At 63.3% G+C, this 15,850-nt stretch carries 14 protein-coding genes; 7 read left to right on the top strand and 7 right to left on the bottom strand.

The genetic code is table 11. The features are described 5' to 3' along the window. Positions 1–30 precede the first annotated feature (30 nt). The 3 genes from LHU53_RS07600 to LHU53_RS07590 are packed head-to-tail and all read right to left on the bottom strand — an operon-like array spanning position 31 to position 2,362. On the bottom strand, positions 31–828 hold the full coding sequence (locus LHU53_RS07600; protein WP_370632249.1) for a substrate-binding domain-containing protein: 798 nt from the start codon (positions 826–828) through the stop codon (positions 31–33). Between the two features lie 50 nt (positions 829–878). Further along, positions 879–1,625, bottom strand: a complete 747-nt coding sequence (locus LHU53_RS07595) for an ATP-binding cassette domain-containing protein (RefSeq protein ID WP_227331935.1) — start codon at positions 1,623–1,625, stop codon at positions 879–881. Further along, positions 1,622–2,362, bottom strand: coding sequence for an ABC transporter permease (locus LHU53_RS07590; protein ID WP_227331933.1), 741 nt, complete (start codon positions 2,360–2,362; stop codon positions 1,622–1,624). Before LHU53_RS07590 ends, LHU53_RS07595 begins: the two co-directional genes overlap by 4 nt. Before the next feature lie 85 nt (positions 2,363–2,447). On the opposite strand from LHU53_RS07590, the gene LHU53_RS07585 reads away from it, so the two are divergent. The 3 genes from LHU53_RS07585 (at position 2,448) to LHU53_RS07575 (ending at position 6,121) form a co-directional block, all read left to right on the top strand. Further along, positions 2,448–3,569, top strand: coding sequence for a substrate-binding domain-containing protein (locus LHU53_RS07585; protein ID WP_227331932.1), 1,122 nt, complete (start codon positions 2,448–2,450; stop codon positions 3,567–3,569). Positions 3,570–3,670: 101 nt separating this feature from the next. Then, complete coding sequence (locus LHU53_RS07580; protein ID WP_227331930.1) at positions 3,671–4,282, top strand: TRAP transporter small permease subunit; 612 nt, start codon at positions 3,671–3,673, stop codon at positions 4,280–4,282. A gap of 24 nt (positions 4,283–4,306) precedes the next feature. Continuing rightward, positions 4,307–6,121: a TRAP transporter large permease subunit gene (locus tag LHU53_RS07575; RefSeq protein ID WP_227331929.1), complete on the top strand. Its 1,815-nt coding sequence runs from the start codon at positions 4,307–4,309 to the stop codon at positions 6,119–6,121. 151 nt (positions 6,122–6,272) lie between these two features. Here LHU53_RS07575 and dctP read toward each other — a convergent pair whose 3' ends face one another. From dctP to LHU53_RS07555, 4 genes are all read right to left on the bottom strand, one after another. Continuing rightward, entirely contained in the window at positions 6,273–7,355 is a 1,083-nt protein-coding gene (gene dctP / locus LHU53_RS07570) for a TRAP transporter substrate-binding protein DctP (RefSeq protein ID WP_227331927.1), read from the bottom strand. A 140-nt stretch (positions 7,356–7,495) separates the two neighbouring features. After that, positions 7,496–9,367 carry a 1-deoxy-D-xylulose-5-phosphate synthase gene (gene dxs / locus LHU53_RS07565; protein WP_227331925.1) on the bottom strand — a complete coding sequence of 624 codons (1,872 nt, stop codon included), beginning with the start codon at positions 9,365–9,367 and terminating at the stop codon, positions 7,496–7,498. Positions 9,368–9,447: 80 nt separating this feature from the next. Then, positions 9,448–10,488 carry a polyprenyl synthetase family protein gene (locus LHU53_RS07560; protein WP_227331923.1) on the bottom strand — a complete coding sequence of 347 codons (1,041 nt, stop codon included), beginning with the start codon at positions 10,486–10,488 and terminating at the stop codon, positions 9,448–9,450. Beyond that, complete coding sequence (locus tag LHU53_RS07555) at positions 10,485–10,727, bottom strand: exodeoxyribonuclease VII small subunit (RefSeq protein ID WP_227331921.1); 243 nt, start codon at positions 10,725–10,727, stop codon at positions 10,485–10,487. The genes LHU53_RS07560 and LHU53_RS07555 overlap by 4 nt, the downstream gene beginning before the upstream one ends. Before the next feature lie 123 nt (positions 10,728–10,850). Between LHU53_RS07555 and LHU53_RS07550 the strand changes: the two genes are divergently transcribed. The 4 genes from LHU53_RS07550 to LHU53_RS07535 all read left to right on the top strand — a co-directional run bounded on the left by LHU53_RS07550 (position 10,851) and on the right by LHU53_RS07535 (position 15,821). Then, a complete protein-coding gene (locus tag LHU53_RS07550; protein ID WP_227331919.1) occupies positions 10,851–11,912 on the top strand; it encodes an extracellular solute-binding protein in 1,062 nt (353 codons plus the stop codon). Beyond that, on the top strand, positions 11,909–13,627 hold the full coding sequence (locus LHU53_RS07545; protein ID WP_227331917.1) for a GGDEF domain-containing protein: 1,719 nt from the start codon (positions 11,909–11,911) through the stop codon (positions 13,625–13,627). The genes LHU53_RS07550 and LHU53_RS07545 overlap by 4 nt, the downstream gene beginning before the upstream one ends. Positions 13,628–13,740: 113 nt before the next feature. Beyond that, complete coding sequence (locus LHU53_RS07540; protein WP_227331909.1) at positions 13,741–14,874, top strand: aromatic ring-hydroxylating dioxygenase subunit alpha; 1,134 nt, start codon at positions 13,741–13,743, stop codon at positions 14,872–14,874. 56 nt (positions 14,875–14,930) lie between these two features. Continuing rightward, positions 14,931–15,821, top strand: coding sequence for a DMT family transporter (locus LHU53_RS07535; RefSeq protein WP_227331907.1), 891 nt, complete (start codon positions 14,931–14,933; stop codon positions 15,819–15,821). Positions 15,822–15,850 lie beyond the last annotated feature (29 nt).

Raw genomic sequence — 15,850 nt, 5'->3', positions numbered from 1 at the left:
TTTAGCACCGTCGCCGCCAGACCAGCCGCCTTACGGTGCGGCGTTGGGAAAAAACAGCGGCTCGCCGCCGATCTTGTAGCCGGCAATCACCGCCTGGCCCGGAGCGGAAATCAGCCAATCGACAAACTTCTGGCCCTCGGCCACTTTCACGTGCGGGTGTTTGAGCGGGTTGACGCGCATCACGCCGTATTGGTTGAACAGGCGCTTGTCGCCTTCGACCAGCACCGCCAGGTCAGCGCGGTTCTTGAAATTGAGCCAGGTGCCGCGGTCCGCCAGCACGTAGGCGCCGGTGCTGGCGGCCATGTTGAGGGCCGGCCCCATGCCGCAGCCGCAGGCCTTATAGCCGCCACCCATCTGATCGCTCAGACCCGCATCTTTCCAGTAGCGCAGTTCGGCCGCGTGGGTGCCGCTTTTGTCACCGCGCGAGATGAAACCGGCGTTGGCAGCGGCCACCTTTTTCAGCGCCTCCACAATGTCCTTGCCACGGGTTTTGGCCGGATCGGCTTGCGGGCCAATCAACACAAAGTCGTTGTACATCACGTCAAAACGCTTCACCGCAAAACCTTCCGCCACCACTTTGTCCTCGGCCACGCGGTCATGGACGAACAACACATCCGCATCGCCGCGGCGGCCCATGTCGATGGCCTGGCCGGTGCCCACCGCCACCACTTTGACGTCCATGCCGCTGGCCTTTTTGAACTCGGGCAGCAAATAAGCAAACAGGCCCGACTGCTCGGTGGAGGTGGTGGAGGCCACCACGATGTACTGCGCCTGCACGGCCATGGCCCCGGTGGCAAGCAACAGGGTCGCCACCAGCCCCCGACGCATCCGGGCCATAGGCCACCAAGTTTGACGAAATTCAAGCGATTTGACGTGTTTCACAGGGTTTCTCCTTTGACAAAAAGATGGGCCGCCGGGTAGTGCGTCTGCAGCAGGTTTCCGGCAAAAAAATCGGCCACCGGCAAGTCGGCCAGCACCCGGCCGCCCTCCAGATAAATCACCCGGCTGGCCAGGCGTTTGACCTGGCCGAGGTTGTGGCTGGCAAAAATCAGCGTGACAGCCGGGCGGTGCTGGGCAAATTCGTGCATCAGCGCTTCCACCTCGCGCTTGGCATGCGGGTCCAGGCTGGCGGTGGGCTCGTCGAGCAGCAACACCTGCGGCGCCAGCGCCCAGGCCCGCGCCATGGCCAGACGCTGCTGCTGCCCGCCCGAGAGGGTGCGCGCCGCACGCGCTGCCAGCGCCGCCATGCCCACCCGTGCCAACGCCTGCAAGGCCTGCGCTTTGGCCTGCGCCCAGGGCGTGCCACGCAGCCACAGGCCCAGCGCCACATTGGCCTGCACCGACATCCGCATCACAAAGGGTTTTTGAAACAGCATCGCCTGGCAGGCGGGCGATGGACAGGTCAGTTGCCCCTGGCTGGGGGGCAGCAGGCCATGCAGCAAGCGCAATAACGTGCTCTTGCCACAGCCGTTGGCCCCCACCAGGGCCACACGCTCGCCGGGCTGGATCGCCAGGTTCAACCCGGCGAGCGCCTGCACACCGCGCGCGCCGCCAAAACGCACACCTACGCCGCTCAGTGCAAACAGATCCCCCTGGCCGCCCCGCTGCGATGCTGCAGCCTTCACAACCCCACCCCTGACAGCGCCGGTGTGGCTGAGCCCGACTCGCGGCCCTGGCGCCAGCGCTTCAGGCCGGCAATCAGCGCGTTGAGTAGCAGCACCACCATCAACAGCACCAGGCCCAGACCGAGGGCCAGCGGCAGGTCGCCCTTGCTGGTTTCCAGGGCAATCGCGGTGGTCATGACCCGGGTGAAGCCTTCGATGTTGCCGCCCACGATCATCACCGCCCCAACCTCGGAAACGGCACGGCCAAAGGCGGCGATCATCACGGTGAGCAGGGCGTAACGCTCGTCCCAGGCCAGCAACACGCCGCGCAGGCCGGTGCCCGCGCCCAGCGATTGCAGCTGCTCACCATGCAGCATTTGGGCGTCTTCCACCACCTGGCGGGTCAGCGCGGTCACCACCGGCAGCACCAGCAGCGCCTGCGCCAGCACCATCGCCTTGAAACTGAACAGCCAACCCAGCGCGCCCAGCGGCCCGCTGCGCGAGAGCAGCAAATACACCACCAGCCCCACCACCACCGAGGGCACCGCCAGAAACGTGTTGAGCAGGGTCAGCACGGCCCCGCGCCCGGCAAAACGCGCCACCGCCAGCCAGGCGCCCAGCACCAGCCCCAGCCACCCGGCCACCAGCGTGGCCACGGTACTCACCGCCAGCGAGCGGCCGACAATGGCAACCAGTTCAGGGTCCAGGGAAGTGATGAGCTGCAGGGCGGTGGCAAGGCTGTCGGCAAAGGTGGTCATGCAAAACGTGAAACGGCAAAAAGCGTTGGCAAAAAAACTTGCGGTATCGTAGCCACCGACACAATCACTGACGATATGAACCCCCGTGCATAGGCTGCAACTCCACTACACCCTGTCGCGCGACGCCAGCCCGGCGCTGGTGCGCAACCCGCTGATCGATCTGTTGCAAGCCATCAGCAGCCAGGGGTCGATTTCGGGCGGCGCACGGCTGTTGGGCCTGAGCTACCGCCACGTCTGGGGCGAGCTCAAGCGCTGGGAAAACGAACTCGGCAACGAATTGCTGGTGTGGGAAAAAGGCCAGGCGGCGCGCCTGAGTGTTTTTGGCACCAAGCTGATGTGGGCTGAGCGCCAGGCGCAGGCCCGGCTGGCCCCGCAAATTGAAGCCCTGCAAGCCGAACTGGAGCGCAGCTTTGCCCAGGCCTTCGACGACCGGGTGCAGGTGCTCACGCTCTACGCCAGCCATGACGACGCGCTGACCGCCTTGCGGGAACATGCGCTGCAGGGCATGGCCGACGGCACCCGGCTGCATCTGGACATCCGGTTTACCGGCAGCGTCGACGCGATCCGCGCGCTCAACGAAGGGCGCTGCGTGATGGCGGGTTTTCACACCCTGCTGGAGGCTGGCAAAAAAAGCCTGACCGGGCGCATCTACAAACCCCTGCTGCAGCCGGGACAGCACAAGATCATCGGTTTGGCCCAGCGCAGCCAGGGGCTGATGGTGCCGCGTGACAACCCGCTGGGCCTGCAGTCGCTGCAGGATGTGGTACGCCAGCAGGCGCGTTTTATCAACCGCAGCCTGGGCAGCGGCACCCGGGTGGTGGCGGACGAGCTGCTGGCACAGGCTGGGCTGCTGCCCCACCAGCTTCACACCGTCGGCCACGCCGAACCGTCTCATGCGGCCGTGGCGCAGGCCGTGGCCGCTGGGCAAGGCGATGTCGGGCTGGGCATTGCCGCGGCAGCCGCTCAAGCCGGGCTGGACTTTGTGCCACTGGCCACCGAGCGCTACCACCTGGTGTGCCTGAAGGCCGCGCTGGACCAGCCTGCCGTGGCCCACCTGCGCCAGCTGCTGCAAACAGCGCCGTGGCAATACAGGCTGACCAGTCTGCCAGGCTACCACGCGCTGCAAAGTGGGCAAGTGCTGTCGATGCGCCAGGTGTTACCTTGGTGGGATTACCGGCATCAGAAGCCTTCGGCCCTGCAAGATTGAGGTAAGACTGTGACCGGATCGACCCGGTAAACTTCGCGCTCGGTTTCGCGTAGCCCCACAGACGTTGGCCTTCCACACAACTAGACAAAGCTGGAGACACCATGCAAGCGCTTTTGAAGCTTTCCAACGGTATTGACGCCATCAACCGGTTCGTCGGCAAATATTCCATCTGGCTGATTTTTGCCGCAACCTTCATCAGCGCTGCCAACGCCATTGTGCGCAAGGCGTTCGACAATAGCTCCAACGCTTTTCTTGAAGTGCAGTGGTATTTGTTCGCATGGTCTTTTCTGATCGCTGCGGGCTACACCCTGCTGAACCGCGAGCATGTGCGTATCGACGTGCTCAACAGCCGTCTGTCTAAAAAGACCCAGGTGTGGATCGACATCATCGGCTTTGCCTTCTTCCTGACGCCGCTGTGCATCACCATTCTGGTGCTGTCCATGCCCGAGCTCATTCAAAAGTACCAGTCTGCTGAAATGTCGGGCAACTCCGGCGGCCTGATCCGCTGGCCTGTCTGGGCGGCCATTCCGGTGGGTATCACGTTGCTGATGCTGCAGGGCTGGTCCGAGATCATCAAACGCATCGCCTTCCTGGCTGGCAAGGGCCCCGACCCCATGGGCAAGCTGGCCGACAAGACTGCCGAAGAAGAACTGATGGAGGTGCTGCGTGCCACCGAAAAAGCCAAAAAGCCCGCCACTGCGGCACCCCACTGAATAGCCCGCAGGAACGCATCTCTCATGGAATTCATCGCCACCAACTTCGCCCCCATCATGTTCGGGGGGCTGATTATTTTTCTGCTGCTGGGTTTTCCGGTTGCGTTCAGCTTGGGCGCTTGCGGCCTGCTGTTTGGTCTGCTGGGAATCGAGATGGGCGTTTTCCCATCGTCGGTGATTGCCTGGCTGCCCCAGCGCCTGATCGGCATCATGGCCAACGACACACTGCTGGCGGTTCCGTTCTTCACCCTGATGGGGCTGATCATGGAACGCAGCGGCATGGCCGAAGACTTGCTGGACACCGTGGGCCAGGTGTTTGGCCCCATGCGCGGCGGCCTGGCGCTGGCCGTGATTTTTGTGGGGGCGCTACTGGCGGCCACCACCGGCGTGGTGGCCGCATCGGTCATTTCGATGGGCCTGATTTCGCTGCCCATCATGCTGCGCTACGGCTATGACCGGCGCCTTGCCAGCGGCGTCATTGCCGCATCCGGCACATTGGCCCAGATCATTCCGCCGTCGCTGGTGCTGATTTTGATGGCCGACCAGCTCGGCCGCAGCGTGGGCGAGATGTACAAGGGCGCCTTCGTGCCCGCCTTCATGCTGATGGGCATGTACGTGCTGTGGGTGGTCATCCTGGCCATCTTCAAACCCAAGGCCGTGCCCGCCCTGCCACCAGAGGCCCGCGTCTATCGCGAAGACAACGGCAGCTCCGGCTACAACTCGCTGGCCGTGTTGGTGGCGATTTCTACTGCCGCAGCCATCTTCCTGGCCACCCACATGGCTGACGTGCATACCTGGTGGACTGGCATCGAGGTGCTGGACGTGCCGACGGACGAGAAAATAGTGACCGCCATGTGCGGCGGCACCTTCATTGCCTTCGTGATCGCCAGCATCAACCACGTGTTCAAGCTGGGCCTGCTGTCGCGCCTGGCCGAGCGCGTGACCTTTGTGCTCATCCCACCGCTGCTGCTGATCTTTCTGGTGCTGGGCACCATCTTCCTGGGCATTGCCACGCCCACCGAAGGCGGCGCCATGGGCGCCATGGCGGCGCTGGTTCTGGGTTTTGCACGCAAGCGCCTGAATATGGCGCTGCTCAAGCAGGCGCTGGGTTCTACCACGCGCCTGGCCAGCTTTGTCATGTTCATCATGATCGGCGCCACCACCTTCAGCCTGGTCTTCCAGGCCGCCGACGGCCCGAAGTGGGTGGAGCACCTGCTGGCTGGCCTGCCCGGCGGACAGATCGGCTTTCTGATCGTGGTCAACCTCATGATCTTCTTCCTGGCGTTCTTCCTGGACTATTTCGAGCTGTCCTTCATCGTGGTGCCGCTGCTGGCGCCGGTGGCCGACAAGCTGGGCATCGACCTGATCTGGTTCGGCGTGCTGCTGGCCATGAACATGCAAACCTCGTTCATGCACCCGCCGTTCGGCTTTGCGCTGTTCTTCCTGCGCTCGGTGGCACCCGACAAGCCTTATGTAGACCGTGTGACACACAAGGTGATTCAGCCGGTGACCACCATGCAGATCTACAAGGGCGCCATCCCCTTCGTGATCATCCAGCTGACCATGGTCAGCATGCTGATCGCCTTCCCGTCGCTGGTGACAGGCAGCCTGGACAAAAAGGTCGAGGTGAACATGGAAGCCGTGAACGCGCAGATGATGGATGCGCTGCAAAACGAGCAGGGCTACGGTTCTGAGGCCGACGACGCCTTCGCCTCCCCGCCTGCCGAAGAGGCACAACCCGAGCCCGCAGACGGCGCATCTGCGCCAGAGACCGACGGTTACGGCTCTGACGACCCCGCCAAGGCCTTGCAGGACGCCATGGGCACGGGCAGTAAGTAAGCGATACGCCGTTGCCCGCAACAAGCCCCGGTTCGCCGGGGCTTTTTTTGGCACAACAAACGGGGCAGCCAAAAAAAAAGCCGCAGAGACTGCGGCTTGCGGGGTGGCCTGGGGCCAGCAGCGACCGCCTGGCGGGCGGCCTGCTGCGCGATCAGATCTTCACGCTGTTCATGTACTGGTTGAACGGGAACTCCGAGAAGCGGTTCCACAGAATCTGTTCGCGCTGGAAGGCACGCATGTCCTGGTGGATCTTCTTGAACTCGGGCGACTTGGCCTCGTGCTCGGCAAACACTTCCATCGACGCCTTGAAGCCTGCGTCCATGATGGCCTTGGGAAAGGCCTTGAGCTGCGTCTTGTTGGCCACCAGGTTCTTGATGGCGCGCGGGTTGAAGACCTGGTACTTGGAGGTCATGTCGGCAGCGGCCACGCGGGTGGCGGCGTCCAGAATGGCCTTGTTCTCGGGCGACAGGGCGTTGTACTTCTTGATGTTGATGAAGAACTCCAGTTCAGCAGAGCCTTCCCACCAGCCGGGGTAGTAGTAGTAAGGCGCCACCTTGTTGAAGCCGAGCTTTTCGTCGTCGTAGGGGCCGACAAACTCCACAGCATCCAGCGTGCCCTTTTCAAGCGCCTGGTACACGTCACCGGCGGGCATGTTCTGTGACACCACGCCCAGCTTGGCCATGGCTTCGCCGAACACGCCGCCGCCCAGGCGCATCTTCAGGCCCTTGAGGTCAGCCACGGTCTTGATTTCCTTGCGGTACCAGCCGCCCATCTGGGTGGTGGTGTTGCCGGCGCTGGCTGTCTTGAAGTTGTACTTTTCGAAGAAAGCGTCCAGGTACTTGCGGCCGTTGCCGTAGTCCTTCCAGGCATTCATCTGCAGCGCGGTCAGACCGAAGGGCACGGCGCAGCTGAAGGCAAAGACAGGATCCTTGCCGGTGAAGTAGTAGGCAGCCGTCTGGGCCATGTCGATGGTGTCGCCCTGCAGCGCATCCACCACGCCAAAGGCGGGCATCAACTCACCGGCGGGGTGCACCGAGATTTCAAACTTGCCGCCCGACATGGCCTTGACCGTTTGGGACATTTTTTCTGCGCTGCCAAAAATGGTGTCCAGCGACTTGGGAAAGCTCGATGCCAGACGCCAGCGCACGGCGGCCTGGGCGTGCACTGCGGGTGCTGCGCCTGCAGCCAAAATGCCCGCGATACCCGCATTTTTGATGATTGAACGACGATCCATCGATTGACTCCTGAGGTTGTTAACTGGACAGTTGCTGACCTGCACGCACAAGCTGCAGCCCGGTGAGCAAACTCACCATTTTATGAAGCGGGCGGACAGGCCCGGTTCGGGTTTTCCCTTGAGTACCTCGGCGGGCACACTCACACAACCGGGTATTTGTCAGCAAATCGGGCCCGCACCGAGGCCTCGATCCCCGCGGCATCGAGCCCCAGCATGGCCATCAGTTTGGCCGGGTCGCCATGCTCGATGAATTTGTCGGGCAGCCCCAGCTGCAACACCGGCTTGGCCAGCCCGGCGCCTGCCAGGGCCTCCAGCACGGCGCTACCGGCACCGCCCATGATGCAACCGTCTTCGAGCGTGACCAGGGCGTCATGGTCCGCAGCAATCTGCAGCAGCAGGTCGACATCGAGCGGTTTGGCCCAGCGCATGTTGACCACGGAGGCATCGAGTTGTTCAGCGGCTTGCAACGCCGGGTACAACAGCGTGCCAAAAGCCAGCAGTGCCACACCCTTGCCGGTGCGGCGGATTTCGCCTTTGCCCACCGGCAGGGTATCCAGGGCGCGCGAGACCGTCACGCCGGCACCGACGCCACGCGGGTAACGCACCGCCACCGGGCTGTCCATGGCGAAGGCGGTGCTGAGCAACTGGCGGCATTCGCCTTCGTCGGACGGGCACGCCAGGCTCATGTTCGGAATGCAGCGCAGGAACGAGATGTCATAGGCGCCCGCGTGGGTGGCACCGTCAGCGCCCACCAGGCCGGCGCGGTCGAGCGCAAACACCACCGGCAGGTTCTGGATGGCCACGTCATGCACCAGCTGGTCATAACCCCGCTGCAAAAACGTGGAGTAAATGGCCACCACCGGTTTGAGCCCTTCACAGGCCAGCCCGGCGGCAAACGTCACCGCATGTTGCTCGGCAATGCCCACATCGAAGAAGCGTTTGGGGAACAGTTTTTCAAACTCGACCATGCCCGAGCCCTCACACATGGCAGGGGTGATGCCCACCAGGCGGTTGTCTGCCGCGCCCATGTCACACAGCCAGTTGCCAAACACCTCGGCAAAGGTGACTTTGGCCTGGGTGGTCGATTTGGCCAGACCGACTGCCGGGTCAAACCGGCCCGGGCCGTGGTAGGCGATCGGGTCGGCCTCTGCCATCTTGTAACCCTGGCCTTTTTTGGTGACCACGTGCAGGAACTGCGGGCCCTTCAGGTGCTTGATGTTTTCCAGCACGCTGACCAGGGTGTCGACATCGTGGCCGTCGATCGGGCCGACATAGTTGAAGCCGAATTTCTCGAACAGGGTGATCGGTTTGACCATGCCCTTGGCGGATTCTTCAAAACGTTTGGCCAGTTCCCACAGGGGCGGGGCACCCTTGAGCACGGTTTTGCTGGCGCTTTTGGCGGCGGCGTAAAACTGGCCGCTGAGCAACTTGGCCAGGTGCCGGTTCAGCGCGCCCACCGGCGGGCTGATCGACATGTCGTTGTCGTTCAGGATCACCAGCAGGTTGCAGTCAGCCACCCCGGCGTTGTTCATGGCTTCAAAGGCCATGCCGGCGGTCATGGCACCGTCACCAATCACCGCGGTCACATGCCGGTCCTCGCCCTTGAGGCGGCTGGCCAGCGCCATGCCGAGTGCCGCCGAGATCGAGGTGCTGGAGTGGGCGGTGCCAAAGGTGTCGAAGTCGCTTTCGTCGCGTCGCGGGAAACCGCTCAGGCCGCCGAGCTGGCGCAGGCTGTGCATGCGGTCGCGGCGGCCGGTCAGGATCTTGTGCGGATAGGTCTGGTGGCCCACATCCCAGACGATGCGGTCAAACGGTGTGTTGAGCACGTAGTGCAGCGCCACCGTGAGTTCCACCGTGCCGAGGTTGGAACTCAAATGCCCGCCGGTTTTGGCCACGCTGTCGAGCAGGTAGGCGCGCAGTTCGGTGGCCAGCGGCTCCAGTTGGGATCGATTGAGCCGCCGAAGGTCATCTGGCGAGTCAATGGTCTGCAACAGGGGGTACGTGTTTTTCATGGCGTGGCGCTCTGATTTAAATGGCTACTGAAGCTGGATGCGTGTGAACTGGAAACACTGACTTTCAAGCATTGCGGCACTCAATGCGACCGGTCGACCACCATCGCGGCCAGGCCCTGCAAGGCCCGCACATCGGCCAGTCCGGTGCGCGCCAGCGCGTCAAGCGCCTGGCTTTTGAGCGATTGGGCCAACGCCGTGGCCCGCTCCAGCCCCATCAGCGAGACATAGGTGGGTTTGTGGCAATCGGCGTCTTTGCCGGCGGTCTTGCCCAGCGTGGCGGAATCGGCGGTGACGTCCAACACATCGTCCACCACCTGAAAAGCCAGCCCGATGGCGGCACCAAAGTCCTGCAACGCTGCCCAAACCACAGGTGAGGTGTGGCCACAGGCGGCGCCCATCATGACACTGGCCTGCAGCAGTGCGCCGGTTTTCAGGCGGTGCATTTCCTGCAACTGGCTCTCGGTGAGTTGCTTGCCGACGCTGGCTAGGTCAATCGCCTGGCCACCGGCCATGCCGGTGCAGCCAGCGGCGCGCGCCAGCAGGCGGCACAAATGGGCTTGCTGGGCGGCAGGCAGGGTGGCGTCCTCAGGGGTCAACAATTCAAATGCCAGCGCCTGCAAGGCGTCACCGGCCAGCAGCGCGCTGGCTTCGCCAAAAGCCACATGCACCGTGGGTTTGCCGCGGCGCAGCACGTCGTTGTCCATACACGGCATGTCGTCATGCACCAGCGAATAGGCATGGATCAACTCCACGGCGCACGCAGCCCGCAGGGCGGCGCGGTGCATGTCCACGTTCACCTGCGCGGGTGGACGCAGGCTGGGATCAAGTTCCACACCCCGACGCGCGGCTTCGTCCGCATCTTCTTCCTCGCTGGCGCAAGACACGGCCAGGCCGGATTGCACCGCCTCAAACGCGGCCATCACCAGCAGCGGGCGCAGGCGCTTGCCGCCGTCGAGCACGGCGTAGCGCATGGCGGCCATCAAGTCGCTGGGGGCCTGGTGCGCCAGATCGGCCGAACTGTCAACCGACACCCACAGGTCCAGCGCCTGCTCAACGGCGGCGAGCTGGCGGGTGATCCAGCCGTCAAATTCAAAGGGAAGCGCGTGGGTAGAGGCAGTCATCGTTCGTCCGAAGTCCAGGTTTTCAGAACACCCAGGTCCAGCACTTTGACCTGGGCCTCCACCGCTTCCAGGCGGGTGCGGCAAAAAGCCATCAGTTCGGCCCCGCGCTGGTATTGGGTCAGCAGTTGCTCCAGAGGCATGTCGCCCGACTCCAGCCGGGTCACCAGCTGTTCAAGCTCCTGCAAGGCAGCTTCGTAGCTGGCAGGTGCTGCTGGTCCCTGTTTGGAGGCTGTAGCCATAGACAAATGATCCCTGGGTGCAAAAGGGTGCATTTTAGGCTGCTGGCGGGCCGTCACCGTGACGAATTCAAAAGCCTGTACGATGGATGGGTCGTCGCAGAAATTTGATAAAAATCAATAATTTTGAAGCTCACCTGTGCAACACCTTTACTGAACTGGCGCTGGTTACACCTGTTGTGCCTGGTCGGGTGGCTGCCGCTACTGGCCAGCGCCGACACGCTGCGGGTGCTGAGCTGGCCGGGTTATGCCGACGCCGATCTGGTGAAAGCGTTCGAGGCACGCACCGGCAGCCAGGTCAGCATCAACTTCATTGACTCCGACGAAGCGCTCTGGGAGCGGGTCAACCAGAACCAGGGGCAGGACTTTGACGTGTTGGCGGTGAACACGGCCGAGTTGCAGCGCTACATCCAGGCCGCGCTGGTCGGCCCCATCGACACCACCCAAGTGCCCAACACCGCCCGGCAACTGCCGCGCTTTCGCCAACTGGGCAGCATCAGCGGCCTGGTGCACCAGGGCCGGGTGTATGGCGTGCCCTACACCTACGCCGAAATGGGTCTGATCTACGACCGCCAGCAAATCAAGGTATCCCCGAGCTCGGTGACGGCCCTGTGGGACCCGCGCTACCGCGGCAAGGTGCTGCTGTACAACAGCAGCAGCCACAACTTCTCGCTGGCGGCGCAGTCGCTGGGCCACAGCAACCCGTTCCAGCTTGGCACCGGCCAATGGCCTGCCGCGGTGGACCGCCTGATCGCCCTGCGGCGTAACGCGCTGGGCTTTTATACCCAGCCCGATGAGTCGGTGCAGTTGTTCCGGCAAAAACGCGCCGCCCTGATGCTGGCCAATTACGGGTCACAACAACTGCAGTTGCTCCGGTCAGCAGGCGTGGATGTGGGCTATGCCATCCCAAAAGAGGGCGCGCTGGCCTGGCTGGACATCTGGGCTGTCACACGCCAAACCAAAAACGCGGCATTGGCCCATGCCTGGATCAACTTCCTGCTGGAGCCCGCGCCCAGCCAGGCACTGGTGGCCAGGCAGGGGCTGGCCAACACGGTGGCCGAACCGCCGTATCTGCACCCGAAGGACCGGATGGTCTGGCTGGAGCCAGTGGAGAACAGCTTGCGCCGCCAGCAACTGTGGGAGCGCATCTATTCCGGCGACCGCGCCGCCCGGGTGCTGGCACCATGAAGTGGGGGCTGGCCGCGCGGCTGGGCAGCGTGCTGGCACTGGTCAGCCTGCTGATGGCGGGCATGACCGGGCTGTATGCCTACCAGGTGGCGCGTGACCTGCTGGTGCAAGCCGCCAAGGACGAGCTGATGACCGCTACCCACGTGATTGCACGGCGCGTGTCCGACATTCGCCAGGACGCCTCGCGCGACTTGCAGCTGCTGGCCCGCTATCCCGCCAGCCTGGCGCTGCTGCAAGGGCCGCCATCCAGCCAGGGCAGCCAGGCCGAACAGCTGAGCACCCTGTTTGAATTGATGATGCGCGACAACCCGGCCTATTTCCAGATGCGGCTGATTTCCGCCAGTGATTACGGGCTCGAGCGCGTGCGGGTGGACCGCGACGGTGACAACCTGCTGCGCGTACTGGGTGATGACTTGCAGGAGAAAAGCCACTACCCCTATGTGTCCGACACGCTGAACCTGCCTGCGGGCAGTACCTACCTTTCGCGCATCGTGATCAACCACGAACGGGGCGCCCACGCCGGGCTGGGGCAGCCCACCGTGCTATTGGCTTCGCCGGTGACGAACGCCCGGGGCCAGGCCTTGGGCGTGATCGTGATCAACATGGATCTGAAGGGGGCGTTTAACCGGCTGGCCTCCGATCTGCCGGCCGAATTCAAGCTCTTTCTGGCCAACCAGCAGGGTGATTTTTTGATCCACCCCGACAACAGCAAGACCTTTGGCTTTGATACCGGGCGGCGCGTGTTGATGCAAGACGAGTTTCCGGCCACCAAGGTCCTGGTGGACGGCCAGGTCAGTCAGGTCATGCTGGAAGCCAATGCAGGCGCACACGCCGCCACACCCATGGTGGCGGCCTTCACGGCCAAGCAGATCCGGGTGACCAGCAGCGAAAGCGCCCTGTTTTTGGGGCTGGCGCAGCCGCGCAGCAGTGTGCTCAACCGCTCCCACGCGCTGGGCCTGACCATTTTGCAAATTGCCGGCGGGCTGGGGCTGGCCGGGTTTGCGCTGGCGCTGCTGCTGGCACGCTGGGTGACCCGCCCGCTCAACACCATGAGCAAGGCGGTGGCTGGCTTTTCAACCGACCAGCCCATTGCGGGATTGCCGCTGCATCGTCAGGACGAAATCGGCCTGCTGGCGCGCAGCTTTGACCACATGCAGCAGCAAATCCACCAGCAGTTCACCGAGCTGCAGGCCAATCGTCAGGAGCTGGAACACCTGGCGCGCTTTGATGCCCTGACCGGCCTGCCCAACCGGCGCCTGCTCATGGAACGGCTGGACAACGCACTGGAGCGCGCCAAGCGCACCCAGACGCCGCTGGCGGTGATGTTCATCGACATGGACCATTTCAAAGCCATCAACGACCGCTGGGGCCACGATGCCGGTGACGCCGCGCTGCAATGGGTGGCACGCCAGCTGCTGGAACACACCCGCAAGACTGACACCGTGGCACGCTTAGGGGGCGATGAATTTGTGGTGCTGCTGGACTCTCCGGTGCCTGTTGACCAGCTGGCATCGATTGCCCAGAAGCTGCTCGATGGCATGCGCGAGCCGTGGTTTTTCGAGGGCCACCTGTGCAACATCGAGTTCAGCATCGGCATCAGCCTGTACCCGCAGGACGGCGACACGGTGGATGCCTTGCTCAGCAGTGCCGACGCGGCCATGTACCGCGTCAAGACGGCCAGCCGCAACGACTTCGGCTTTGCCCTCCAGCGTTAGCCGCGAAAGGTGGGGGCTACAATCGATGCTGCTTTGTGCCAGCCATCGGCTGGTTTTTTTTACTCTGCACGTTTGTGCATCTCCCTGTGGGGAGTCTTTAGGTCAGGTCACCCATGTCTGATTTAAGTCTTCAACTGCAGCAGGCCACCGGCCAACTACCAGTTTCAGCTTATTTTGAAAACGCGCTCTACCAGCGCGAGTTGCAAACCCTTTTCCAGCGGGGACCACGTTACGTGGGTCACGCCTCCAGTGTGCCCAACGTGGGCGACTATTACGCCCTGCCGCAGGAAAACGAAGGCCGCGCGCTGATCCACACCGAAAACGGTATCGAGCTGGTCTCCAACGTCTGCCGCCACCGCCAGGCGGTGATGCTCAAAGGCCGTGGCTCACTCAACGCCGACGGCTCGGCCAACAACGTGGTCTGCCCGATCCACCGCTGGACCTACAGCGCCAGTGGCACGCAACCCGCTGGCACGCTGATTGGTGCGCCGCACTTTGCCCAAGACCCGTGCCTGAACCTGACCAACTACCCGCTGCAAGAGTGGAACGGCCTGCTGTTTGAGGCAGGCCCCGGTGCGCGTGATGTGACGGCTGACCTGGCGGGCATGGACACCCGCTCCGAGCTCGATTTTTCGGGTTTTGTGCTCGACAAGGTCGAGCTGCACACCTGCAACTACAACTGGAAAACCTTCATCGAGGTCTATCTGGAGGACTACCACGTGGGTCCGTTCCACCCGGGCCTGGGCAGTTTTGTCACCTGTGACGACCTCACCTGGGCGTTCAAGGAACAGTATTCAGTGCAGACCGTGGGTGTCTCCAAGGCTTTTGGCCGACCCGGCTCACCGGTGTACAAGCGTTGGCATGACGCGCTGCTGGCCTACCGTGGCGGCCAGCCACCTGAGCGCGGTGCCATCTGGCTGACCTACTACCCCCACATCATGGTCGAGTGGTACCCGCATGTGTTGACGGTCTCCACCCTGCACCCGATGGGGCCGGACAAGACCCTCAACATGGTCGAGTTTTATTACCCCGAGGACATCCAGGCGTTTGAGCGCGAATTTGTCGAAGCCCAGCAGGCCGCCTACATGGAAACCTGCATCGAGGACGACGAGATTGGTGAACGCATGGACGCCGGCCGCAAGGCGCTGCTGATGCGCGGCGACAACGAGGTCGGCCCCTATCAGAGCCCGATGGAAGACGGCATGCAGCACTTTCACGACTGGTACCGCCGCCAGATGGCCGTTTGATCCTGCGTCGTGCGGCGCTCGGTCCGCCATGACAAGCTTAATTCGCCAATAAAACCATGCAAGCGCTCTGGATGGTGCTGGCGGCCTTCTTTTTTTCCACCATGGCGGTGGGCATCAAGATGGCCGGGGCCGACTTTCATTCTTTTGAACTGGTGTTCTACCGCGGGCTGATCAGCGTGGTGTTCATCGGGCTGATTCTGCGGGCGCGCCGCACCCGCATTGCCACCACCGTGCCGATGATGCACGCCTGGCGCTCCGCGGTCGGTGTTTTTTCCATGACCGCCTGGTTCTACGCCATTGCCCATCTGCCGCTGGCCACCGCCATGACGCTCAACTACATGAGTGGCGTGTGGGTGGCCAGCTTTGTCATCGGTGGTGCGCTGCTGTACGGCAAAGCGGGCCGCCAGGGGCCGCTGATGGCCACCGTGCTGGCCAGTTTTGCCGGGGTGATCCTGCTGCTGCGCCCCACGCTGGCGCAAGACCAGCTGTTTGCCGGCTTGATTGGCCTGCTGTCGGGCTTGGGCGCGGCCATGGCCATGCTGCAAGTGGCTGCGCTGGGCAAGGTGGGCGAGCCGGAGGGTCGGGTGGTGTTCTACTTTTCCATCGGCACCACCGTTGTGGGCCTGGTGGGCGCGCTGTGGCTGGGCTTTACCCCCTGGCGTGATGTGCGCTGGCAGGCGTTGGCCTGGCTGTTGCCGATTGGCGTGCTGGCATCCTTGGGCCAGTGGGCCATGACCCGTGCCTACAGCCGCGGCTCGACCCTGCTGGTGGCCAACCTGCAATACCTGGGCATCGTTTTCGCCGCGGGTTACAGCCTGGTCATCTTTGGCGAGTCGGTCAGCGCCATGGGCTGGGGCGGCATCGCCTTGATCATCACCAGCGGGGTCACCGCCACCGTGTTGCGCAACCGCGCCCTGCCCAACATCGCCCCGGCCGAACCCCGTTGATGGGCCCGCCCACGGCCAGGCTTTTTTTT

The organism is Rhodoferax sp. U2-2l (assembly GCF_020594515.1).
GTDB lineage: Bacteria > Pseudomonadota > Gammaproteobacteria > Burkholderiales > Burkholderiaceae_C > Rhodoferax.
This window is presented reverse-complemented; position numbering and strand designations above follow the sequence as displayed.